This window comes from Myxococcus qinghaiensis (assembly GCF_024198215.1).
GTDB lineage: Bacteria > Myxococcota > Myxococcia > Myxococcales > Myxococcaceae > Myxococcus > Myxococcus qinghaiensis.
This window is the reverse complement of sequence record NZ_JAKCFA010000006.1, coordinates 269793-290305: the sequence shown is the minus strand read 5'-3', so window position 1 is coordinate 290305 and position 20513 is coordinate 269793. Positions and strand designations below refer to the sequence as shown.

At 71.4% G+C, this 20513-nt stretch carries 14 protein-coding genes; 4 read left to right on the top strand and 10 right to left on the bottom strand.

The window, feature by feature from the left end:
- Window positions 1-94: 94 nt before the first annotated feature.
- Complete coding sequence (locus LZ199_RS13255; protein ID WP_253994039.1) at window positions 95-3217, top strand: cyclic nucleotide-binding domain-containing protein; 3123 nt, start codon at window positions 95-97, stop codon at window positions 3215-3217.
- A 16-nt stretch (window positions 3218-3233) separates the two neighbouring features.
- Here the strand turns inward: LZ199_RS13255 and LZ199_RS13250 are convergent, their stop codons facing one another.
- On the bottom strand, window positions 3234-5000 hold the full coding sequence (locus tag LZ199_RS13250) for an ICP22 family protein (protein WP_253994038.1): 1767 nt from the start codon (window positions 4998-5000) through the stop codon (window positions 3234-3236).
- 107 nt (window positions 5001-5107) lie between these two features.
- Between LZ199_RS13250 and LZ199_RS13245 the strand changes: the two genes are divergently transcribed.
- Complete coding sequence (locus tag LZ199_RS13245; protein ID WP_253994037.1) at window positions 5108-6667, top strand: bifunctional metallophosphatase/5'-nucleotidase; 1560 nt, start codon at window positions 5108-5110, stop codon at window positions 6665-6667.
- Window positions 6668-6746: 79 nt separating this feature from the next.
- Here the strand turns inward: LZ199_RS13245 and LZ199_RS13240 are convergent, their stop codons facing one another.
- On the bottom strand, window positions 6747-8201 hold the full coding sequence (locus LZ199_RS13240; RefSeq protein ID WP_253994036.1) for a DUF1570 domain-containing protein: 1455 nt from the start codon (window positions 8199-8201) through the stop codon (window positions 6747-6749).
- Window positions 8202-8333: 132 nt separating this feature from the next.
- Between LZ199_RS13240 and LZ199_RS13235 the strand changes: the two genes are divergently transcribed.
- Together LZ199_RS13235 and LZ199_RS13230 are read left to right on the top strand one after the other, a co-directional pair.
- Window positions 8334-9368 carry a stage II sporulation protein M gene (locus tag LZ199_RS13235; RefSeq protein ID WP_253994035.1) on the top strand — a complete coding sequence of 345 codons (1035 nt, stop codon included), beginning with the start codon at window positions 8334-8336 and terminating at the stop codon, window positions 9366-9368.
- Between the two features lie 39 nt (window positions 9369-9407).
- Window positions 9408-9857 (top strand): inorganic diphosphatase, encoded by a 450-nt coding sequence (locus LZ199_RS13230; RefSeq protein ID WP_253994034.1) that lies wholly within the window; start codon window positions 9408-9410, stop codon window positions 9855-9857.
- On the opposite strand, the gene LZ199_RS13225 is transcribed toward LZ199_RS13230, so the two are convergent.
- From LZ199_RS13225 to sppA, 8 genes are all read right to left on the bottom strand, one after another.
- The gene (locus LZ199_RS13225) at window positions 9814-10356 is read right to left on the bottom strand and encodes a GNAT family N-acetyltransferase (protein ID WP_253994033.1); all 543 of its coding nucleotides are present in this window, start codon (window positions 10354-10356) and stop codon (window positions 9814-9816) included. The two genes, LZ199_RS13230 and LZ199_RS13225, sit on opposite strands and share 44 nt — an antisense overlap.
- A gap of 11 nt (window positions 10357-10367) precedes the next feature.
- Complete coding sequence (locus tag LZ199_RS13220; protein WP_253994032.1) at window positions 10368-11675, bottom strand: DUF58 domain-containing protein; 1308 nt, start codon at window positions 11673-11675, stop codon at window positions 10368-10370.
- Window positions 11672-12670 carry an AAA family ATPase gene (locus LZ199_RS13215; RefSeq protein WP_253994031.1) on the bottom strand — a complete coding sequence of 333 codons (999 nt, stop codon included), beginning with the start codon at window positions 12668-12670 and terminating at the stop codon, window positions 11672-11674. The genes LZ199_RS13220 and LZ199_RS13215 overlap by 4 nt, the downstream gene beginning before the upstream one ends.
- Entirely contained in the window at window positions 12667-13950 is a 1284-nt protein-coding gene (locus LZ199_RS13210) for a DUF4350 domain-containing protein (RefSeq protein ID WP_253994030.1), read from the bottom strand. Before LZ199_RS13210 ends, LZ199_RS13215 begins: the two co-directional genes overlap by 4 nt.
- Window positions 13943-15838: a DUF4129 domain-containing protein gene (locus LZ199_RS13205; protein ID WP_253994029.1), complete on the bottom strand. Its 1896-nt coding sequence runs from the start codon at window positions 15836-15838 to the stop codon at window positions 13943-13945. Before LZ199_RS13205 ends, LZ199_RS13210 begins: the two co-directional genes overlap by 8 nt.
- A 3-nt stretch (window positions 15839-15841) precedes the next feature.
- Window positions 15842-16111 carry a hypothetical protein gene (locus tag LZ199_RS13200; RefSeq protein WP_253994028.1) on the bottom strand — a complete coding sequence of 90 codons (270 nt, stop codon included), beginning with the start codon at window positions 16109-16111 and terminating at the stop codon, window positions 15842-15844.
- Window positions 16112-16174: 63 nt separating this feature from the next.
- Window positions 16175-17749 (bottom strand): transcription termination factor Rho, encoded by a 1575-nt coding sequence (gene rho / locus LZ199_RS13195; RefSeq protein ID WP_267145146.1) that lies wholly within the window; start codon window positions 17747-17749, stop codon window positions 16175-16177.
- A gap of 258 nt (window positions 17750-18007) precedes the next feature.
- A complete protein-coding gene (gene sppA / locus LZ199_RS13190; RefSeq protein WP_253994027.1) occupies window positions 18008-20488 on the bottom strand; it encodes a signal peptide peptidase SppA in 2481 nt (826 codons plus the stop codon).
- Window positions 20489-20513: the final 25 nt, after the last annotated feature.

The window sequence follows — 20513 nt, the reverse complement described above, 5'->3', positions numbered from 1 at the left end:
CAAGGGGCTCCCATGGGGGGCGCGGGCAGACGGGCGACTGTGTTAATCATGGCTGTCGGGGTGGTGGGGTAACCTCCCCGCCCCTCGCGAATCCGTGCCCCCCTCCGACACCTCATCTTGGAACCGTCGCCTGTGGCCGGCGGCTGCCTTCCAGTTCGCGCTCATCGCCGGGGTGACGCAGCTGAAGACGGCGGCCAACGCGCTGGTGCTGTCGCGCTTCGAGTCGCAGGCGTTGCCCTACCTGTACCTCCTGGGCGCCCTCATCACCGCCGCCCTGACGGTGCTGCCGCGCTTCAAGCCGAACTCGCCGTTGGAGTCGCCGGGCGTGCTGACGGGGCTGGGTGGGGTGATTGCGCTGGGGCTGGCGGCGGCGCTGTCCGCGGGGCAGCGCACCCCGGCGCTGGCGCTGTACCTGTTCGCCGACACCTTCTCCACCTTCGTGTCCTTCCGGTTCTGGGCGCGCATGGCGTCGGCCTTCGACGCGCGGGAGGCCCGGCGGGCCTTCACGGCGCTCAACGGCTTCGCCATGGGCGGCGGCATCGTCGGCGGTCTGCTGGTGCAGGGACTGGCCGAGCGGCTGGGCACCCCCGCAATCGTCGTCAGTGGCGCGCTGGGCCTGCTGGCCGCGGGCGCCATCTTCCACCACCTGTATCGCGGCGTGCCTCCGCCGCCTCCGCGCGGCCGTCCGGCCCCCACGTCGTTCATGGCGTTCAGCTACCTGGCGGAGAGTCCGTACGCGCAGGTGCTCGCGGCGCTGGGCATCTCCTTCGCGGTGCTGTCGTCCTTCGTGGACTACCTCTTCCGCCTGCGCCTGGAGGGCACGCTGAGCGAGGACGCGCTGACGGCGCTCTTCGGCTCGCTCCAGCTGTGGATTGGCATGTTCTGCGTCGCCTTCCAGCTGCTCCTGACGCAGCCGCTGCTGCGGCGGCTGGGGCTCTTGCGCTACGTGGCGCTGGTGCCGCTGGTGCTCGCGCCGCTGGCCGGGGCCACGCTCGTCACGCCGAGCCTGGCGCCCGTGCACCTGCTGCGGCTGGTGGAGACGGCGGTGAGCTACTCCATCCTCCCGGTGGGCATCCAGTTGCTGTACGCGGCGGTGCCGGATGACCAGCGTGAGGGCCTGCGCGTCGCGGTGGACGGGCTCCTGCGCAAGAGCGGAGTGGTGGTGGCCGGCCTGCTGCTCATCGGCGCGGGGCGCGCGGCCACGGGCGCGACCATGGCGTTGGCGGTGATGGGCATGTGCCTGGGGCTCGTGCTGCTGCTGGTGCGCCTCAGGCCCGCGTATGTGGCGGCCCTGGGCGAGCAGGTGGGCGCGGCCGAGGACGAGGAAGTCGCCCTGGATGGCGAGGAGGAGCAGCGCCTCCTGGCGGAGGCCCTGTCCGCGCCCACGCCGGACCGCGTGCTGCGCGCGGTGGACCTGATGGAGCAGGCCGAGGTGTCGCTGCGTCAGCACCTGCCCGCGCTCTTGCGCCACCCGCACGAGCGGGTGCTGGAGCGGGGCGTGGCCCTGGCGCTGGAGCTGGACGCGCGGGAGCTGGCGCCGGTGCTGGAGCGACTGGTGGAGGAGGGGCCCCGACGCCCGAGGGACCAGGCCGTCTGGGCCCTGGCGCGGCTGTCTCCGGAGCGGGCCGAGCGGCTGCTGCCGGCGCTGCTCAACCACCCGGACATCGGGCTGCGGTGCGCGGCGATTGGCGCGCTGGTGAAGACGACCGGGAGCGCGGTGGCGCTGGCGTCGCTGCAGGAGTTGCTCGCGCGGGGCGAGGGTGCGCCCGTCGCGGAGCGGCGCGAGGTGGCGAAGCTCCTGGGCAGGCTCCAGGACCAGCGCTTCACGGACGCGCTGGCGCGCTACCTCGATGACGGGGACAGCACGGTGCGCCGGGTGACGCTGGCCGCGGTGGGGGAGGGTGGCTATGTGGACCTGGCCCCCCGGCTGTTGCCATTCCTGACCTGGCGCGAGGAGCGCAAGACGGCCCGCGAAGCGCTGGTGGCGCTGGGCGACGTGGTGACGCCGCTGGTGGAGGAGCACCTCAACAACAAGAAGGCGCCCCTGGCGATGCGGCTGCAACTGCCTCGCGTGCTGCGCGGCATCGGCACGCCGGCGGCGCTGGACGCGCTGCTGTTCTCCAACGTGCGGGATGATGCGTCGCTGCACTTCCGCATCGGCGCGCAGCTGTCGCGGCTGCGGGACGAGCACCCCGAGCACCCGGTGGACGTGGACCGCGTGCGCGAGGCCCTGGTCCGGCGGCGCGACGTGTACCGCGCGCTGGTGGGCGCCTACCGCGACGTGCGCGCGGCGCTCGGGGATGACTCCCTGCTGACTCGCGCGGTAGGAGACAGGCTGGACCAGGCGCTCGAGCTGTCGTTCTTCCTGCTGGGACTCCTGGATTCGTCGCACCGCATGCGCGGCATCCACTACAACCTGGTGGGGCAGGATGCGCGGCGGCGCGCGCTGGCGCTGGAGCTGCTGGAGAACCTGCTCTCGGAGGAGGACCGCGAGCTGGTGATGGAGCAGGTGGAGGCGCACCACCGCGAGTTGCCGCTCGGGGCTTCGGGGCGACTGTGGCGCAGGCTGGCGGCGCTGGTGCAGAGCGAGGACGTGGTGCTGCGCGCGTGTGCTCGCCATGTCGCTCGGGTGAATGGGCTGGATGTGCTCCCGCAGGAGGGTGAGTTGAGCGACCGGATTGTCCAACGGATGTTCGCCCTGGAGGGCGTGAGCGTCTTCTCGCAGAGCGACGTGGACGACATCGCGGCCATTGCCGCGGTGGCTCGCGAGGGCTCCTTCCGCGCGGGTGAGCGCATCTACGCGCAGGGCGACCCGGGTGACGCGCTCTACGTCATCGTCGAGGGCGCCATCGACGCGTTCCACGACGGTGAGCACGTGCTGCGCTTCCAGGGCAAGCAGGCCTTCGGTGAGGTGAGCCTGCTGGACGGTGCGCCGCGTCCCACGGACATGGTGGCCGCGGTGGACACCCGCGTGCTCATCATCGACCGGCGCGACTTCTTGGATTTGCTGGCGGACCGGCCCGAGCTGCTCACCGGCTTCTTCCGCGCGGTGAGCCTCCAGCTCCAGGCGCTCATCGCGCTGCCCGACTCGCGCGAGACAGGGGAGCGACTGGAGATGACGGCGCCCCTTCCTCCGACGGCCCCGCCGCTGCCCACGGGCCCCGCGCCCGACTCTCCCGAGCCGACCGAGAAGCGCTCGCGCGGCAAGGACGCCTGAGCGTCACGCGAGGCGTTCAGGCGCGGATGGAGTCCTCGAGCTGACCGGGGACCCGGGCGCTCGAACCGGAGTCCGTGCCCCGTCCTTCACGGGCGCGACTTTCGGCCTCCTCCCGGAGGATGTGGGCGGACGCCACGGGGATGAGGGGGCGCACGAAGAACTTCAGCGGCGCGAACGAGCCCACGAAGCGCACCAGCGACAGCCCCGCGTAGGCCCACGGATGGCGCTCCACCGCGGCCACTGGCACGAAGACCTCCGTGGATTGCCTGCCCCACATCGCGCCATAGCGTTGCAACACCGGCCACCGCAGGCCGGGCACGCGGGTGGTGAGCCAGGTCCACGTGCGCAGGAACCAGGGCGGCCGCTGGCCGGCCATCGGCTCCCAGGCCTGGGCGCTCTTGGCCGCGGTGAACACCATCAACCACCACCCGCCCCACAACGAGGTCATGGTGGCCATCACCGGACTGCTGAGCCCCAGGCAGAAGAGGGGCGAGACCACGAAGGCCGCCGCCGGCACGCCCACCGCGAAGAGGATCATCGCTCGGATGCGGCGGTGCACCTTCTTCCTCATCCACGACACGTTGAGGCGCACGTGCGGCGTCATGGCGTCGTCTTCCGGTGCCACGCGGGTCAGCAGGCTCGCCTCCCGGGAGATGACGTCGTGGTAGTCGCGCGACAACGCGATGATGACCCACTGGGCCAACTGCATCAGCGCGAACAGCTTCACCCAGAAGGGGAGGCCGAGCAGGGCGAAGCCCTTGAACGTCGGGCCCGCGGGGGCCTTGTCTTCAGGAGGCGCCTTTTGAGTCGGCTCCTGGGGCTCAGACCCGGGCGTGTCCTGCTCCTCGGGCGTGCCTCTGTTCTTCTTCGGCTTCACGCTGGACGCGTCCGAGGAAGCACTGGAGACCGCTTCGACCACCAGGGCCATGACCGCGTCGGAGACCGAGGTGCCCGCGTCCGGGTTGTTCGCGGCGGCCTCGATGTCGCGAACCCGTTTCTCCAGGTTCAGCGCGATGCGGCCCTCCGGGTCCTCCTCGGCCGACGCGGCCTCGGACGGTTCTCCTGGGCGCTCCTCTGCCGCGGCGGGGCTGCCTTCCAGGGGAGGGGCCGCGACCGTGTTGCCTTCAGCGGTCGGCTCCGAGGGCTTCGCCTCGTCTTCCGCGTCCCCATCCGGAGGACTGGCCTCGTCCGTGTCCGACTTCCCGGCCTGCGCCTGGGCGTCTTCGTCCGAGCCCGGCGCCAGGGCGACGGAGCCCGCCCCGGTGTCGACGGCGCGGTCCGTGGCCGCGGCCGCCGTACCCGCTTCGGGCCTGACGTGCGAGTCCCGCTCCGCCGCTCGGGCCGCGTCCACTTGGGCCTTCTGGTTCCGGCGCTGCTTGCGGAGCTCGCGGGCTGCCTCCCGCTCCGCCTTGCGCGTGTTCTCCGCCGCCACCGCCGTCGCGACCTTCTTGAGCGCCGATGACACCTCGGCGGCCACGGCTTCGTCCCGGCGGTCCTCCACCGCGTCGGCGGCCTTCTCCGCCGAGCCCATGCACGTCAGGCACAGCGCCAGGGCGACCGTGGTCTGCATCAGCCCCACGCGCAGGTACTGGCCGCGCGCCACCGGGTCTCTCAGCAGGGCCCGGGCAATATGAAACGGAAGGCTCAGTCCATGGATGAACTGTCTCACCCGGCCCTGAGGAACCGCCGCCGAACCCCGCTCCTCGAAGTGCGTGGCGCCTTTTTGCAGCTCTTCCCAGAAATGCTGGGCAAGTACGCGGCCGGGCTGGTGCTTTCCGCTCACGGCGTCCTGCTGCTGCTCCCCTCGCGGTGAGGGTGGGCCCTTGGGGTCCTGTTCATCCGACACGCCAGTCACCGTATCACGTCCCGAGTTGTGCTAAACGGCGCGCTGTGAGCTCGAACCCCTGCTACCGCCCCCGTCCCTCCCGCCAGTCGCGCCTTTCCGGCGTGCTGGTCCTCGCGCTCGGCGCCCTGGCCGGCTGCGAGAAGAGCAGTCCTCCCCCTACCGCCCCCGTCGCCGAGCAGCCTGATGCCGCGACGGCGAAGCCCGCGGTGCCCAGCGAGGTGACGGTGCTCGTCACCGGTGGCACCTTCGGTCAGCTTCAGCCCGTCGAAGGCAAGGGTGGCGCCGCCGAGTTGCTCGGGCACTGGATCAACGACGAGAAGCACTGTCCCGGCCCCGTGAAGGATGGCCAGGCCACCTGCGCCGACTCCGGCACCCTGGCGCTCGCCACGGGCGACCACTGGAACGGGCCGGCCCTGTCGTCCTTCTTCCTGGGCGCTCCCACCGCCGAGGTCATGGGCCGCATGGGTTATGCCGCCTCCGCCATGGGCAACCATGAGCTGGCGTTCGGCAAGGAGGCCTTCCTCAAGAACCGCGCCTCCGGCGGCTTCCCGTTCCTCGCCGCCAACGTCCGCGTGAAGGACCCGGCGCTCGCGGGTGACATGTCCCTGCCCGCGTTCCAGGTGTTCGACCGCCGGGGCCTGAAGATTGGCGTCGTGGGTCTCGCCTCGGAGAAGACGGTGCGCACGGCGATGGCCGGCCGCGCCGAGGGCCTGGAGGTCACCGGCTATGAGGAGGCGCTCAACAGCGCCATCCCCGAGGCCCGCAAGGCCGGCGCCGACACCATCGTCGTCGTGGCCGACACGTGCGTGACGGAGCTGCAGCCCGTCGTCGCCAAGCACCCCGAGTGGAAGCTGTCCGTCGTGGCCGGTGGCCGCTGCCCGGAGCAGGTCTACTCGAAGGAGAACGGCGTCATCTTCGCGTCGCTGGACCGCGGCTTCGCCAAGTACCTGCGCGCCCAGATTCAGTTCGACCCGGCGAAGCCCGCTGGCGAGAAGGTCACCAACATCGAGGGCAAGCTCGTCGACGTGGCCGGTGGCACGCCGGACGCCGAGACGGCGCAGCTCGTCGCCAAGTGGAAGGCGCAGCTCGACGAGGTGCTGGGCCAGCAGATCGGCTTCACCAAGACGGGCATCACCCAGGCCTCCCCGCAGATGGCGAAGTGGATTGGCGGCGCGGTGCGCGAGTCGCTCGGCACGGACGCGGCCATCCTCAACAAGGGCGGCATCCGCGGCGACCTGCCGGCCGGCCCGGTGACGCGCGGCAGCATCTACTCGGTGATGCCGTTCGAGAACTCGCTGCTCGTCGTGAAGCTCAAGGGCGAGGACCTGGCCAAGCAGCTCGCGAACCCGAACGCGCTCATCTCCGGCTTCACCGCCGCGGGGAAGAACAAGTTCAAGGACGCCAAGGGCAAGCCGCTGGACCCCAAGAAGGAGTACTCCGTCGCCACGGTGGAGTACCTGTACTTCGGCGGTGACGGCTTCGAGTTCGAGAAGCTCGCCCCCGAGCCCACCGAGACGGGCATGGCCTGGCAGACGCCGGTGGTGGATTGGACGAAGCAGCTGGACTCCAACGAGAAGAAGCCGCTGGAGAAGCAGCTGAAGTAACCCACGGCGGTCCGCGTGGTCTCCGAGGCGCCGGTCGGGCCCCCTTCCAGGGCTCACCGGCGCTTCGTCGTTCCGGACGCTACTCGCCGCCCGCGGGCGAGGACGCGGCGGCGGGAGAGGAGCCGCACACCGCCTCGTAGCGGGCCAGGGTGTCGTGCACCGTCTGGCGCAGCCGCTCCGGCGTGCCCTCGTAGAGCACCTCCACCGCGAGCTGCTGCGTGGCGAGCGCCTCCTGGCAGCGGCCCAGCTGGAAGAGGATGGTGGAGTAGGTGTCGAGCACGCTGGCGTTGCCGGGCGCCAGGGCCACGGCACGCTGCGCCGCCGCCAGCCCCTTCTCCGGCTGCGCGGTGCGTGCGTAGTAGCGGGCCAGGCCGTTCTGGGTGCCCACGCTGTCGGGCACCAGCTCCGCGGCGCGCAGCCGGGCCGCCTCCTGCTCCTCGGTGGCATAGCCCGCCGCGTCCAGCGCCTGGGCGAGCGCGTCCCACGCGAGGCCACTCTCCGGCCTGCGGCTCACCAGCTCCCGCGCGAAGCCGAGCTGCTGGTCCGGGTCTCCCATGGAGCGGATGCGCAGCAGCGCCACGGTGAGGTTGCCCGGGTCCTCCTTCAGCGCCTGCGCCATCTCCCACTCCGCCTTCTCCAGGCGCACCTCGGCGGGCGCGGCGCCGGGCGTCATCAGGATGAGGCGCGCGCGCACGGCGTGCACCTCCGCGGGCTCCAGCGGACGGGTGCGGATGTCGCTGGAGACGGGCACCAGCGGCGCGGTGATTCGCGGGTAGTGCACGTGCCGTCCGCCGTGGGCATAGGCGTGGACCTGGCCCGCGATGTCCCTCACGCCCCGGAAGGACGCCTCCCAGGCGCTCCTCGGCTCCTCGCCGCGCATGAGGCGCTTCTGGAAGCGCTCGAAGCGCTCGGAGTGCTGGCTGATGAAGAAGTGCACCCAGAGCCACGCGGAGGCGTAGTACTGCCGCGACTCCGCGCTGCTCATCAGCCCGCGCCGGTCCCACTCCCACAGCTCGTCCAACGTGCGCCAGCCGCTGCGTTTGACGTGGGACAGGAACGGGTCATGGAGCGTGCCAAGGATGACCTCCTTGCGCTCCGGCCGCAGGGTGATGGTCTCCAGATAGGTGGCCAGGCCCTCCGACAGCCAGCGCGGCTGGCGCACCAGGGCGAACTGCGAGAGGTAGTGCGTCAGCTCGTGCGCCTGGGTGGAGATGTCCGCCGCGTCCTCGCTGAGCGCGTAGCTGTTGCCCGCCATGACGAGCAGGGGGCCCTCGGACGTGGTGGCGGAGAAGCCCTCGATGCCGACGTTGGTGAACTCCGACAGCTCCCGGCGGTTGCGCAGGACGATGACCTCCACCGTGCCCGGCGGGTCGAAGCTGCCGCCCCACGCCTGGAGCAAGCCCTGGCGCAGCATCTCCAGCTCGCGCGCCGCGTCCTCGGCCGTCTCGGTGTCCAAGTCGGTGCGGATGCTGAAGTGGGGGCTGCGCACTTCCACCCAGGGGCGGCCGCCCTCCAGGGGACACAGCGCTCGCATGGAGCTGCATCCCGATAAACAGGCCAAGAACCACCCCAGGAACGCCAGCCGACACGTCATGCCCCTGTTTTCCCACAACCGACGCCCGTAGGGCAGGGTGGGCGTACCGCCCTCCTGGGCTAGACTGGCGTCATGGAGATGGCGGAGTTCATCGAGTCGCGCCGGCCTCGCTGGGAGAAGCTCGAGAAGCTGTTGGACCAGTCCGAGGTGGGCGGCCTGCGAGGGCTGAGCCTGGATGACGCTCGGACGCTCGGAAAGCTCTACCGCGCCGTGTCGAGCGATTTGCTTTGGGTGCGGGCCCGCAGCGGCTCGGCGGACGTCAGCGCGTATCTGAATGACCTGGTGGGGCGTGCCTATGCGCTCACCTATCCGGGACGCCGCCCGAGGCTGGCGGATGTCTGGGGTTTCGTGGCGCGAGGCTTTCCCGCGCTCCTGCGCCACGAGTGGCGCATGTACGTGGCGGCGGTGCTGCTCTTCCTGGCCGGCGCGGGCTTCGGCTACCTGGGGATGATGGTGGACCCGGATGCGGCGCACTACCTGGTGCCCGCCGAACATCTGGAATTGGACCCGGTGCAGCGCGCCGCCAACGAGGCGTCCGGGGACGGCATGTCGGTGGGCCAGCAGGCGCACTTCTCCTCGTTCCTCTTCACCCACAACATCCAGGTGGCCTTCCTGTGCTTCGCGCTGGGCGTGACGCTGGGGCTGGGCACCGCGGTGATGCTCTTCGTCAACGGCCTGTTCCTGGGCGCGCTCGCGCACGTGTACGCGGCGAAGGGCATGGCCGGCTGGTTCTGGGCGTGGATCCTCCCGCACGGCATTCCGGAGATTACGGCCATCTGCATCGCGGGCGCGGCGGGCCTCGTCATCGCGCGCGGCCTGGTGGCGCCCAAGGGACTGCCGCGAGGAGAGGCGCTGCGCATGGAGGCGGTGACGGCGGTGAAGCTCCTCTTCGGGACGCTGGTGCTCTTCGTCCTCGCGGGCTTCATCGAGGGCACGGTGTCCCAGATTCATCCCCCCAAGCTGTCGGTGGCCTTCAAGGTCACCTTCGCCCTCGTGGTGGGCAGCGGCGTCTACTCGTACCTGATGTCGGATTGGCTGCGCGGCGCGGGCTCGGCCAGCTCGGCCGGCTCGGAGGACGAGCGGCTGGAGGCCCCCCGGCCGGGCTGACAGAGCCCTCCCGCCCTCGGGGCGTGCTACACGGGAGGCGTGTCCGAGCCGCTGCTCCTGCCCCTGTTGCCGCGTGAACCCGAGGTCGTCATCGAGTGCCCGCGCTTCTCGTTCGTGAAGCGACGCGCGGACGGCACGGTGGACTTCGTGGCGCCCCTGCCGTGCCCGTACAACTACGGCAGCATCCCGGGGCTGATGTCCGATGACGGAGACCCGCTCGACGCGGTGGTGCTCGGTGCCCGTCTGCCTCGGGGCCAGCGCGTGCGCGTGCCCGTCGTCGGGGTGCTGGGCTTCATCGACTCGGGGCGGGGCGACCCGAAGGTGATTTGCAGCACGGGCGAGCTGAGCGAGGCGGAGCGTCTGGGCCTGGAGTCGTTCTTCCGCGTCTACGCCTTCTTCAAGCGCGGCCTGCACCTGGTGCGAGGCAACGTGACGGACACGCGCTTCACGGGCTGGCTGCCGGTGACGTCAGCGTCTTTCGCATCCTGAGCACGCGGTAGCTCAGCTCGCCGTACTGAAGCGGGCCCACCCACTCTTCTTCCTCGAAGCCCATGCGGCGCCAGAAGCGCAGCGCCGACGTGTTCGGCTCGGAGACTCCGACGCGCAGCACGTGCATGCCCTCGGAGCGCAGCCAGTCCTCGTAGCCGTGGAGCACCGCAGCGCCGAGCCCCAGGCCGCGCACGTGGGGCGCGAGCAACATGAGTCCCAGGTAGGCCTCGCCCGGTTTGCGGAAGCCCTGGAGTCCTTCGAGGACGCCCACCCACTGGCCCGAGGCGTCGCGCACCGCGATGAGGTGGCCCGCGTGGGGAGGCAGGCCGGGAGGACGCTCCAGCGGAAGCTGTCGTCCCTCGTCCGGGCGCGCGGGGCGGCCGTAGCACAGCTGGAAGAAGTCCTCGCAGCGCTCCAGGAGCGGCTGGAACCGCTCGGCCTCGGCGTCTTCGATTCGCTCGGCGGTGAAGGAGACCTGGGCCTGGAAGAGGGGGCTCATGGTGCCGGCCGCTACAGCACGCCCCGGGCCTTGATGTCGAGGTAGCGGTTGACGGCCGCGAGGCTCAAGTCATCCGGTTGAACATCCAGCATCTGCACGCCGCCCTGGCTCACCCGCGCCTTGAGCACCTCGCGGTCCGAGAGCAGCTCCGAGGCGACGGCGTGCTGGAAGGCCTCCTCCGGTCCGGGCGGTGGCGTGCGCAAGAGCTTCTGCAGCGCGGTGTCCTTCACCGACAGGCAGAGGGGCACGTGGCGCCGCGCGAGCCGGTGCAGCGGGGCCACCATGGTGGAGGCCTGCTCCTCGTCGAGGAAGTCCGTGAAGACACACAGCAGGCTGCGCCGGGTGAGGCGGACGTTCAGCTCCTTGAAGAGCGCCAGGTAGTCCACGTACGTGAGGCTGGGTGTCGTCGAGTAGAGCGCGTCCACCATCTTCCGGTACTGCCCGCGTCCCGCCGCGGGAGGCAGGTACGTCTTCACGCCGTCCGCGAAGACGGCCAGGCCCACGCGGTCTCCATTGCGCACGGCGACGAAGGCCAGGAAGAGCGCGGCGTTCACCGCGTGGTCCAGCTTGGTGAGGCCGTCCACCTGCGCCGCCATGGAACGGCCTGCGTCCACGCAGATGAGGATGGACTGCGAGCGCTCCGACTCCAGCACGCGCGTCACCGGCTTGCCTCGCCGGGCCGTGGCCTTCCAGTCCACGTCACGCGCGCTGTCGCCCTGGGCATAGTCGCGCAGGCGCGCGAACTCGCTTCCCCGTCCGTCGCGGCGGAGCTGGCGCAGGCCCAGGTTCACCAGGTCCAACGCGGCGCCGGAGAGGAGCAGCCGGTTGGCCCCGCGCAGGTCCGGGTACACGGAGATGGACTGCGCGGCGGGGAACACGCGCTCGTGGGACACGAGGCCCAGCGGCCCCTGGACTCGCACATACACGTCCCCGAACTCGAAGCGCCCGCGCTTCGCCGGCGTCACCCGGTACACCCAGCGCGTCTCGCTGTCCGCGTTGAGCTCCAGTGGGGCTTCCTCGGGCGTGGCGGTGAAGGACTCCGGCACGCCGTCCTTGAGGCGCACGCGCACCTTTCGGCCGCCCCGGTGCACCACGCGCAGTTCGACTTTGTTGGGCACGCCGACGTTGAGCCGCTGCGGCAGCACGCGCCGCGCCTCCAGCTTCGCCGAGCGGGCGCTGAAGAAGTCCAGCAGGGCCAGCGCCAGGGCCAGCGCATCCAGGGCGATGACGGCGCCGCCGAGGCCGGGAAGAAAACCCGCGGCCATCATGGGCAGGGCCAAGAGCGCGAGCAGCCCCCAGAGGCGCCCGGTGGGAATCACCGGGGGACCTCCACCGCCTGCACCACCTCGCGCAGCACGTCCGACGGCGTGGCGCCATCCAGCTCCGCGTCCGGCGACAGCAGCAGGCGGTGCTTCAACACGGGGCCCGCGAGGAAGCGCACGTCGTCCGGCGTGACGAAGTTGCGTCCCCGCAGCGCCGCCAGGGCCTTGGCCGCCAAGAGCAGGTGCACTCCCGCGCGAGGGCCCGCGCCCAGTCGGATGCGGCTGGAGGCGCGCGTCGCGGACACCAGCTTGCGGATGTAGCTGAGCACCGGCGGCTCCACGTTGACCTCGCTGAGCGCGGCGCGCGCGGCCAGCAGGCCGTCCTTCGTCACCGCGGCGCTCACGCCGGCGCGCGACAGGTCTCCCGAGTCGAAGCCCCGGTGCACCGACGCCAGAATCGCGTCCTCCTCCTCCGGCGCGGGGTAGCCGACGTCAATCTTGAGGAGGAAGCGGTCCAACTGCGCCTCGGGCAGCGGGTATGTGCCCTCCGACTCCACCGGGTTCTGCGTGGCGAACACCGTGAAGAGGGGCGACAGCGTCAGGTTGCGGCCCTCCAGCGACACGCCGCGCTCCTGCATGGCCTCCAGCAGCGCGGACTGCGTCTTCGCCGGAGCGCGGTTGATTTCGTCCGCCAGCAGCAGGTCCGTGAAGATGGGGCCGCGCACCAGCACGAAGCCCTGCGTCTTCAAGTCGAACACGCTGGTGCCCAGGATGTCCGCCGGCATCAGGTCCGGGGTGAACTGGATGCGCTTGAAGTCGGAGCTGATGCTGCGCGCCAGCGCCTTGGCCATCAGCGTCTTGGCCACGCCGGGCACGCCCTCCAGCAACACGTGGCCACCGGCGATGAGGCCGCAGAGCATCAGCTCCAGCACCTCGTCCTGGCCCACGACGGCCTTGCGCACCTCGCGCAGCACGCCCTCGCGGATGGCGTGGGCTGCCTGCACGGCGGAGCCAGTGGGCACGAGGGAGGAGGCGGAGTCATTCGCGTTCATGGGGTTCCGGGAGTGCCGCGCCGGGCGGTGCCGGCGGAATGGAGTCGTTGGCGCAGCCCCGCCGCGCGAGCGGTGAGCTGCTGAAGGTCTGAGTCGTTCTGCGCGGTCTCCGCGCGGCCTGCCACTTCCCTCAGGCCGCGCGCCAGGTCCTCGCGTCCGCGCTCCTTCAGCGCGTCGGAGACGGCGGAGGGCGTCGCGTGCGCGGGCAGCCCCGCGTGCAGGGCGAACTCCTGGGTGAGTCCGCGCGAGACGAGCTTCGCGGCGAAGGCGTGGTGCCGGCCCTCTCGGTACAGCCGCGCCATGGCGAACAGGGCGTCCGTGGCGCCCACGCGCGCGGACTCGGGAGGAGGGCGGGGCGGGCCGAAGCGCTTGAGCGCCACGGACCACAGCGCCACGCCCACGAGCAGTTGGAGCACCGCGAACTGCAGTCCGTAGCGCCGCGCGAAGTCCACCACCGAGCGCTCGTTGGTGAAGCCGTGGTGGAACTCGTCGAACTCGTAGGGGCCGGGGCCCAGTGCGCGCAGGGCCGAGAGCCAGAACTGCGCGTTGTCCGCGCGTGCCAGCGCCCCGTTCATCGCCAGCTCCGGCGCGCCCACCACCAGCACCCGGCCCTGGCCGTGAGGCACCACCGCGGCCACCATGCGCCCCAGCCGCTCGTCCTCGAGCAGCGGCACCGCGTTGGCCGGCAGCTCCAGATACGCCTGCACCTTCACCTCCACCCGCTCCACGCCCAGCGTGTACGGGGAAGGGAAGGGCGGCACCAGCGTGCGCATGGGCAGCGTGGTGTCCGCCTTGGTGAGCTTCACGCCCAACGCGTCGAGCAGCGGATTCTCCCGCGAGCCCCACGGCACGTAGACCACCGTGCCGCCCGCCACCACGCGCTCCAGGAGCTCCGTCACCTCGCGGTCGTCCAGGTGGCCTGCGCGGAAGGCATTGAAGCCGACGCGCGGCACGTGCTCGTCGCCCAGGCCCGCATCGGGCTCGGCGGCGAGCTGCGTCTGCTCCAGGTCATCCTCGCGCGAGCCCTCCACCTCCACCGCCAGCAGCACCGGCGTCGAGGTGCCCTCTCCCATGATTCGCAGGTCCGCCATGCGGCGCGTCACCGGCAGGCCGCTCTCCTCGGCCAGCAGGAACAGGGCGCGCGAGCCGTCTTCTTGGGCGCGGTAGGTGGACAGGGTGTCGGCGAACTCGCCGCGCTTCGCGCCCTTCACGAGCAGCGAGCCCAGCACCACGGTGAGCACCAGGCCGCCCACCACCAGCAACGGGAAGCGGTCACGCACCGGCGGCCTCCGGAGTGGCGGGCCCGGCCAGCATGGGCGCGGTGAGCGTGCGGAACTCCTGGTAGCCGGACTGGCCCACCGGCGTGTTGCCGTACCAGGCGAAGTCGAAGCGCAGCGTCAGCTCGCGGAAGCGGGGCTTCCACTCCGAGCGGCCCTTGAACTGGCGCAGGTAGTCCCAGTTGGACAGCGTCACGTCGTACAGGATGGCGCCGTCGCGGTGGAGTCGGGAGAGCAGCGCCAGGTACAGGCTGCGCACCGCCTCGCGGTACTCCCCGCGCGCCGCGAGCTCGTCCGCGAGCTGGGCCCAGCCCTCCGGCGGACGTGACAGCGCGTGCGCCGGGTCTCCGGCGAGGGTGGCGGCATCCAGGGTGGATACCTCCAGCCCCTCGGCGCGCGCTCTCGGCTGGGACTTGCGCAGCGCGCGCACCAGCACGATGGCCAGCACCACCACCGTCAGCCCCACCAGCACCACCACCAGGGCATTGGCCACCGCGCCGCCGCTGACGACGGGGGGCGTGGTGGAGATGGGCTCGGGCGCCTCGTCGCGCTTGAAGAACTCCTTGAGCCACTCCGACAGCTTGTCGATGAAGCGCCGCCACCAGCCTGGTGGCTCCGGGGGCGGAGTGGCCTCGGGCGCCTCCGCGACCTCCTTGAGGGGCGCCACCGCGAACTCCGGCCGCGCCAGGATGTCGCGAGCCCGCGCCGAGGCGACGCGCGCGTCCGCCTGCGCTTGCGCCTCCACCGTCCCCGTCGCCTGCTCCAGCCCCTGCTCCAGCGTGGCCAGGGCCGAGTCGCAGTCCTCGTTGTCGTACGCCTGGCGCTCCACCGCGCGCACCAGCCGGTCCAGCTTGCCGCGCTCACCGGCGCTCAGGGAGCCCAGGCGCTCGAAGCGCGGATCCTCGGAGGGGGCGCCCCCCTCGCAGGTCTCCGACACCTGTCCCAGTCGCTTCGCCGCGTCGCGCCCGGAGGTGACGGGGGCCCTGGGCTCCGTGTCCTGCGCCCGGGCGGGAGTTCCGACGAGCAGGCCCAGCCCCAGCGCCACCACGAGCATGGCCGCGCTGCGAGGGCCCAGCGGCCTGCCGGAGTCGCGCGTCGGCAGTTGCTGCACGGCCGCCATCAGGTCGAGCCCCTCCTGCCGCACCCGGCCATCCACCAGCAGCAGCGTGGCGGCGGCGGCGCGCACGGGCTCGAAGAGGGCGAACGTCGCCGCCGCGAGGAACAGGAGCCAGGGCACGTTGTCCAGCGAGGCGAAGCGCTCCGCGAAGGTCAGGTCGACGCCAACGAGCTTGCGGGCCATCGTCAGCAGGAAGTTGAACCCGATGTGCAGGTTGAAGAATGCCAGGACCTGCACGCCCATCAGCAGGCGGACCATCGTCGCGGTGCCGCGCGCCGGGCCCAACAGCCGCGAGCAATACCCGTACAGCCGCAGCACGCTCCCCTGGCCCTGCATCACCGCGGCGTAGCCCACGCCCTGCGCGGAGAACACGAGGAAGCCGACGCCCAGGGTCAGCGTCACGACGAGCCAGTTGAAGCAGAAGAGGTAGCCCACCGTGACGAGGAGCGAGGGCAGGCGCCCCAGCGCGGCCTTCATCGAATCCCACGTGGAGGGCTCGCCCTGGCCCTCCAGGAGCCGCGCCTGGACGTGGTGACACGCGGCGCCCTGGCACACGCCCCGGACGAACCAGGCCAGGGTGAGCGCCAGCGTCGGCAGGGCCAATGAGCGCCCCATGCGCACCGCCTCGGCCAGGTACAGCATGGCGGCGATGACGGCCGCGCCGCCGGGCAGCGTGAGGGCCCAGACGCCCGTGCTCCGGGCGCACAGGCGCAGCGCCGCGTCCATCAGCGCGACGGCGTTGCGGGGGCGCAGCTCCAGCGCGGAGACGGCCATGGGCTAGCTCGCCGCCAGCGAGGCGAGCATGTAGAAGCCGCCCCAGACGAGGAACAGGCCCACCAGCGCCAGGAGCCCGTTGCCCACCGTCCACTCGCGCCGCTCACCCGGGCCCTCCAGCGCCTTGAGGCGCTGGCCCAGACAGCTCGCGCAGCGGTTGATGCCCTCGAACTGCGTGGTGCACTCCCGGCAGATGACCCGCCGGCACTCCACGCAGATGCCGAGACCGGCGCGCTCCGGGTGGTAGTGGCAGCGGCCCGAGCCCTGAATCATGCCGCCACCTTACGCAAACCCGGGCCCGCTGTACCACCCCCGCGAACCTGCTCGGAGCTCGCCTTAGAGCTCGTCCAGGAACTCGTCGTTGTAGGTGTAGCGGGAGAGCCGCTTGACGAGCGCTTCCATGGCCTCCACGGGCTTCACCGCGTGGAGCATCTGCCGCAGCTTCTTCACCTTCTCGTACTCGCGCTGGGTGAAGAGCTTCTCCTCCTTGCGCGTGCCGGACTGGGCGATGTTCACCGCCGGGAAGACGCGCTTCTCCGCGAGGAGGCGGTCAAGCGTGACTTCGGAGTTACCGGTGCCCTTGAACTCCTCGAAGATGACCTCGTCCATGCGGCTGCCGGTGTCGATGAGCGCCGTGCCGATGATGGTCAGCGAGCCCGCCTCCTCCGTGGCGCGCGCGGCGCCGAAGATGCGCTTGGGGCGCTCCAGCGCGCGGCTGTCCACGCCGCCGGACATGGTGCGGCCGGAGTTGTCGATCTCCTTGTTGTAGGCGCGCGCCAGACGCGTAATCGAGTCCAGGAGGATGACCACGTCCTTCCCGTTCTCCACCAGCCGGCGGGCGCGCTCCAGCGCCAGCTCCGCCACCTTGAGGTGGTCCGCGGTGGGCCGGTCCGAGCTGGAGGCGACGACCTCCGCCTTGATGCTGCGGCGCATGTCCGTCACTTCCTCGGGCCGCTCGTCGATGAGCAGCACCATGACGTGCGCCTCCGGATGATTGGAGATGACGGCCTGGGCGATGCGCTGGAGCATGATCGTCTTGCCCGTCTTCGGCGGGGCGACGATGAGCGCGCGCTGGCCCTTGCCGATGGGCGACACGAGGTCCAACACCCGCGTCACCATCTCCTTGTGGCCGCTCTCCAGCTTGAGCCGCTCGGTGGGGTCCACCGACGTCAGGTCCGCGAAGTGCGGCAGCCGGGGGGCGCCTTCCAGCGGGCGGCCATCCACCGTGTCGACCTTCTGGATGATGCCCTTGTGGCCGCGCATCTGCGCGAAGGCCGTCAGGTACTGGCCCTGTCGCAGCCGCAGCTTCTGCACCAGGTTCTTGGGCAGCTCCGGGTCATCCGGCGCCGCCAGGAGGTTCTTCTTCACCTGCCGCAGGAACGCGTTGGGCCCCTTGGCCTCCGTGTCCAGCACGCCCTCCACGGGCGACAGGTTGGACTGCTGCGCCGCCTGGGCCTGCTGACCGCCGTGGTGCTGGCGCTGATGCTGCTGACCGCCACCATGGCCGCCCTGCTGCGGCCCCTGCTGGGGCTGCTGCGGACCCGGCTGCTGTTGCTGCTGGGCCTGGCGCTGCTTGTGCTGCTCCAGCTCCTGGGGCGTCAGGAAGACCTGGACCTGCTGCCCGTCCGGGCCCGGCTGCATCCGGTACGCCTGACCCTCCGGCGTGAAGAGCACCTGCGCGCCACGACGACGACGGCGCCGACGACGACGGCGTCCCCCGGGTTGACCGGGCTGGCCGCCGGGACCACCGCTGGCCGAGGCGCCACCGCCTTGGCCATCCCCCTCGTCTCCACCCTCGTCGTCGCCGTCATCGCCGCCATCGTCGTCCGCTTCGGGAGGAGGGACGGGGCGGGCAACCGCTGGCGGCGGCGGGGTATCACGTGGGTCGCGGTTATCGGAGTTTTCGCTCATGAGGTTTCCAGACCGTGTGCGCCCCACACGGGCCATCCCGAGGGGAGGGCGGGGGGACGCAGGGTGACTCAGGCTGTGGGACAGGGAGCCGGGCGCGGGGCCCTGAGACACGGAAGGCCGAACCGCCGGTCCCTGGAACACCCTGGCGGCCCGAAGGCCGACCAGTGTGCATGAGGAACACTAACAGAGGACGCCCGGCGCGCTCCCGTTTTTTCTAGGGGGTGTTGGCGGGCGGACCTCCCTCCCGCCAACACGTCTTCAGCGAACGGTGAGGGTGAAGGGCATCATCGCCTTCATCCCCGGGCGCAACAGCTCCAGGTTCACCCCGGCCTCGCGCGCGAGGTGGCTCAGCGCCGCCGGGAAGGGCTCGGCGGGCGCTGGGAGCAGGGCGAGCGCCGCTCGCACGCCCGGCTCCCCGCCCAGGCCGGAGAAGAAGCCGCGCGCCTCGCCCATCAGCACCAGGTCCAGCTCCTCGGAGGGCGCGACGCCCGCGTGTTTGCGAGCGGACTCCACCGCGTCATGCAGGCCGCCCAGCCGGTCCACCAATCCCCGCGCGAGCGCGTCCGTGCCGCTCCACACGCGGCCCCGGGCAATCGCGTCGATGTCCGCCTTGTCCTTCTTGCGCGCCTTGGCCACCTCGGTGATGAACATGTCGTAGGACGCGTCCACCCACTGCTGCACGGCGGTCTGCTGCTCCGGTGTCCAGGGCTCCCAGGTGCCGAAGACGTCTGCCATGGGCGAGCGGCTCAGCGTCTCCTGGTTCATGCCCAGCTTGTCGCCCAGGAGGCCCTGCAGCGCGGGCTTGATGTAGAAGACGCCGATGCTGCCGGTAATCGTCGTGGGCAGCGCCAGCAGCTCCGTGGCGCCCATGGCGGCGTAGTAGCCGCCGGACGCCGCCGCGTCGCCCATGGAGGCGATGACGGGCTTCTCCTTCGCCGCGTCCAGCACCGCCTGATACATGATGTACGAGGCCAGCACCTCGCCACCGCCCGAGTCCACGCGCAGGACGATGGCGACGACGGACGGGTCCGACTTCGCCGACTCCAGCGCGCGCACCACCGTCTCCGCGCCGGCGATGCGGCTGAAGCCCAGCGGATCCTCGCGGCTGGTGCCTCCGGCGATGGTGCCCAGCACCGGCACCACGGCGATGCGGCGGCGCTGGCCCCAGCGGCCCTCGCGCTCGTCGCGGGGCGAGTACGCCGCGCTGAAGCGGCCCCGCGGCACCAGCTCCCGCACCTTCCCGTCCAGCTCCGAGGGGTGGATGAGGCCATCCAGGAAGCCCAGCTCCAGGGCCCGCTTCGGCGTGGGAAGGCCCGCGGTCCACAGCTCGTGCAGCTTCTCCACCGGCACCTTGCGCGACTCCGTCACCGCGCGCTCGTACCAGCTCACCTCGTTGTCCAGGTACGCGCCCACCGCCTCGCGAGAGGCGTCGCTCGGCTCGCTGAGGGTGAGCTGCTCGGGCGCCGTCTTGTACTTGCCCACGCGCGCCACGTCCCACTTCACCCCGAGCTTGTCCATCGTCCCGCCGAACGTCTGCAGGTGCGCCGCCAGGCCATTGATGCTCAGCATGGACTCCGGCATCGCGTAGATGCGCTCCGCCGCCGTCGCCACGAAGTAGCCCATGTCGTCCACCGACAGCAGCACCGCCATCACCCGCTTGCCGGACGCGCGCAGCCGCAGCACCGCCTGCCGCAGCTCCTCCGCCTTGCCCCAGTCCACTCCGGGCAGGCCCTCCATCTTCAGCACCACGCCCGACAGCCGCTCGTCCTTCGCGGCCAGGTCCAGCCAGCGCGACAGCCGCAGGAACGGGTCCGCCTCGCTCACGCCGAGCACCGCCAGCAGCGGACTGCCTCCGCCGGCCAGCACGTCGTTGAGGTCCAGCATCGTCACCACGCCGCCGGGCGGACGCAGCGAGCGATAGTTCTCCGAGGACAGGCGCACGCCGATGACGTGGTCCGTGCCGTCCTCGCCGCCGCCTGCAGCGTACGTGACGCCGAGGTGGCCCGTGTCCACCGTCGCCGCCAGTTGGAGCGCCAGGGGCACGCCGCTGACGAAGCCGTGCGACACGCCGCCGCCCAGCCGCACGCCCGGAATCACCTCCGCCTGGAGGGTGTACGTCGCCTGGCCTTCGCGGAACGCCCCCTCGGAGAAGAGCCAGTCCACGCCCAGCGTGAAGCGCTCGCCGAACGGGCGCAGGCCCAGGCCGAAGTCGTAGCCGCGCTTGATTTCAAGGGCGCCTTCCGTGGGCGCGTTGAGGTCCTTCACCACCGCCGCCAGCGACAGGGCGCGCAGGGGGCGGGCGGTGAGGCCCACGTCGAACGTATCCAGCGCGTCGATGTCGTCGTCGCTGGAGCTGAAGCCGTGCCACGAGGCACCGAGCCGCAGCGTGGGCGAGCCCAGCGACAGGCCCAGCGAGGTGCGGCGGTAGTGCGGCTCGTGGCGTCCGCGAATCCACTCCATCGCGCCGCCCAGGCCCAGGCCTCCCAGGTTCGCGCCGAGGAAGACGCCGTCCGCGACGCTGTCGCGCTCCAGGTTGCGCTCGTGCAGGTAGAAGAGCTGCCCGGCGTTGACGAAGCCCAGGCCCGCCGGGTTGAGCGAGAGGGAAGTGGCCTCGTCCACCAGCGCCGCGCCGGTGGGCGGCAGCGTCATCCCCCGCGTGGGGACGGGGGCCTGGACGATGGTGCTCGTTTGAGCGAGCGCGAGCGACGAGAGCAGCGGCAGGAGGGCGAGCAGGCGCATACGCGCCAGGACTCTAGGCCGCGCC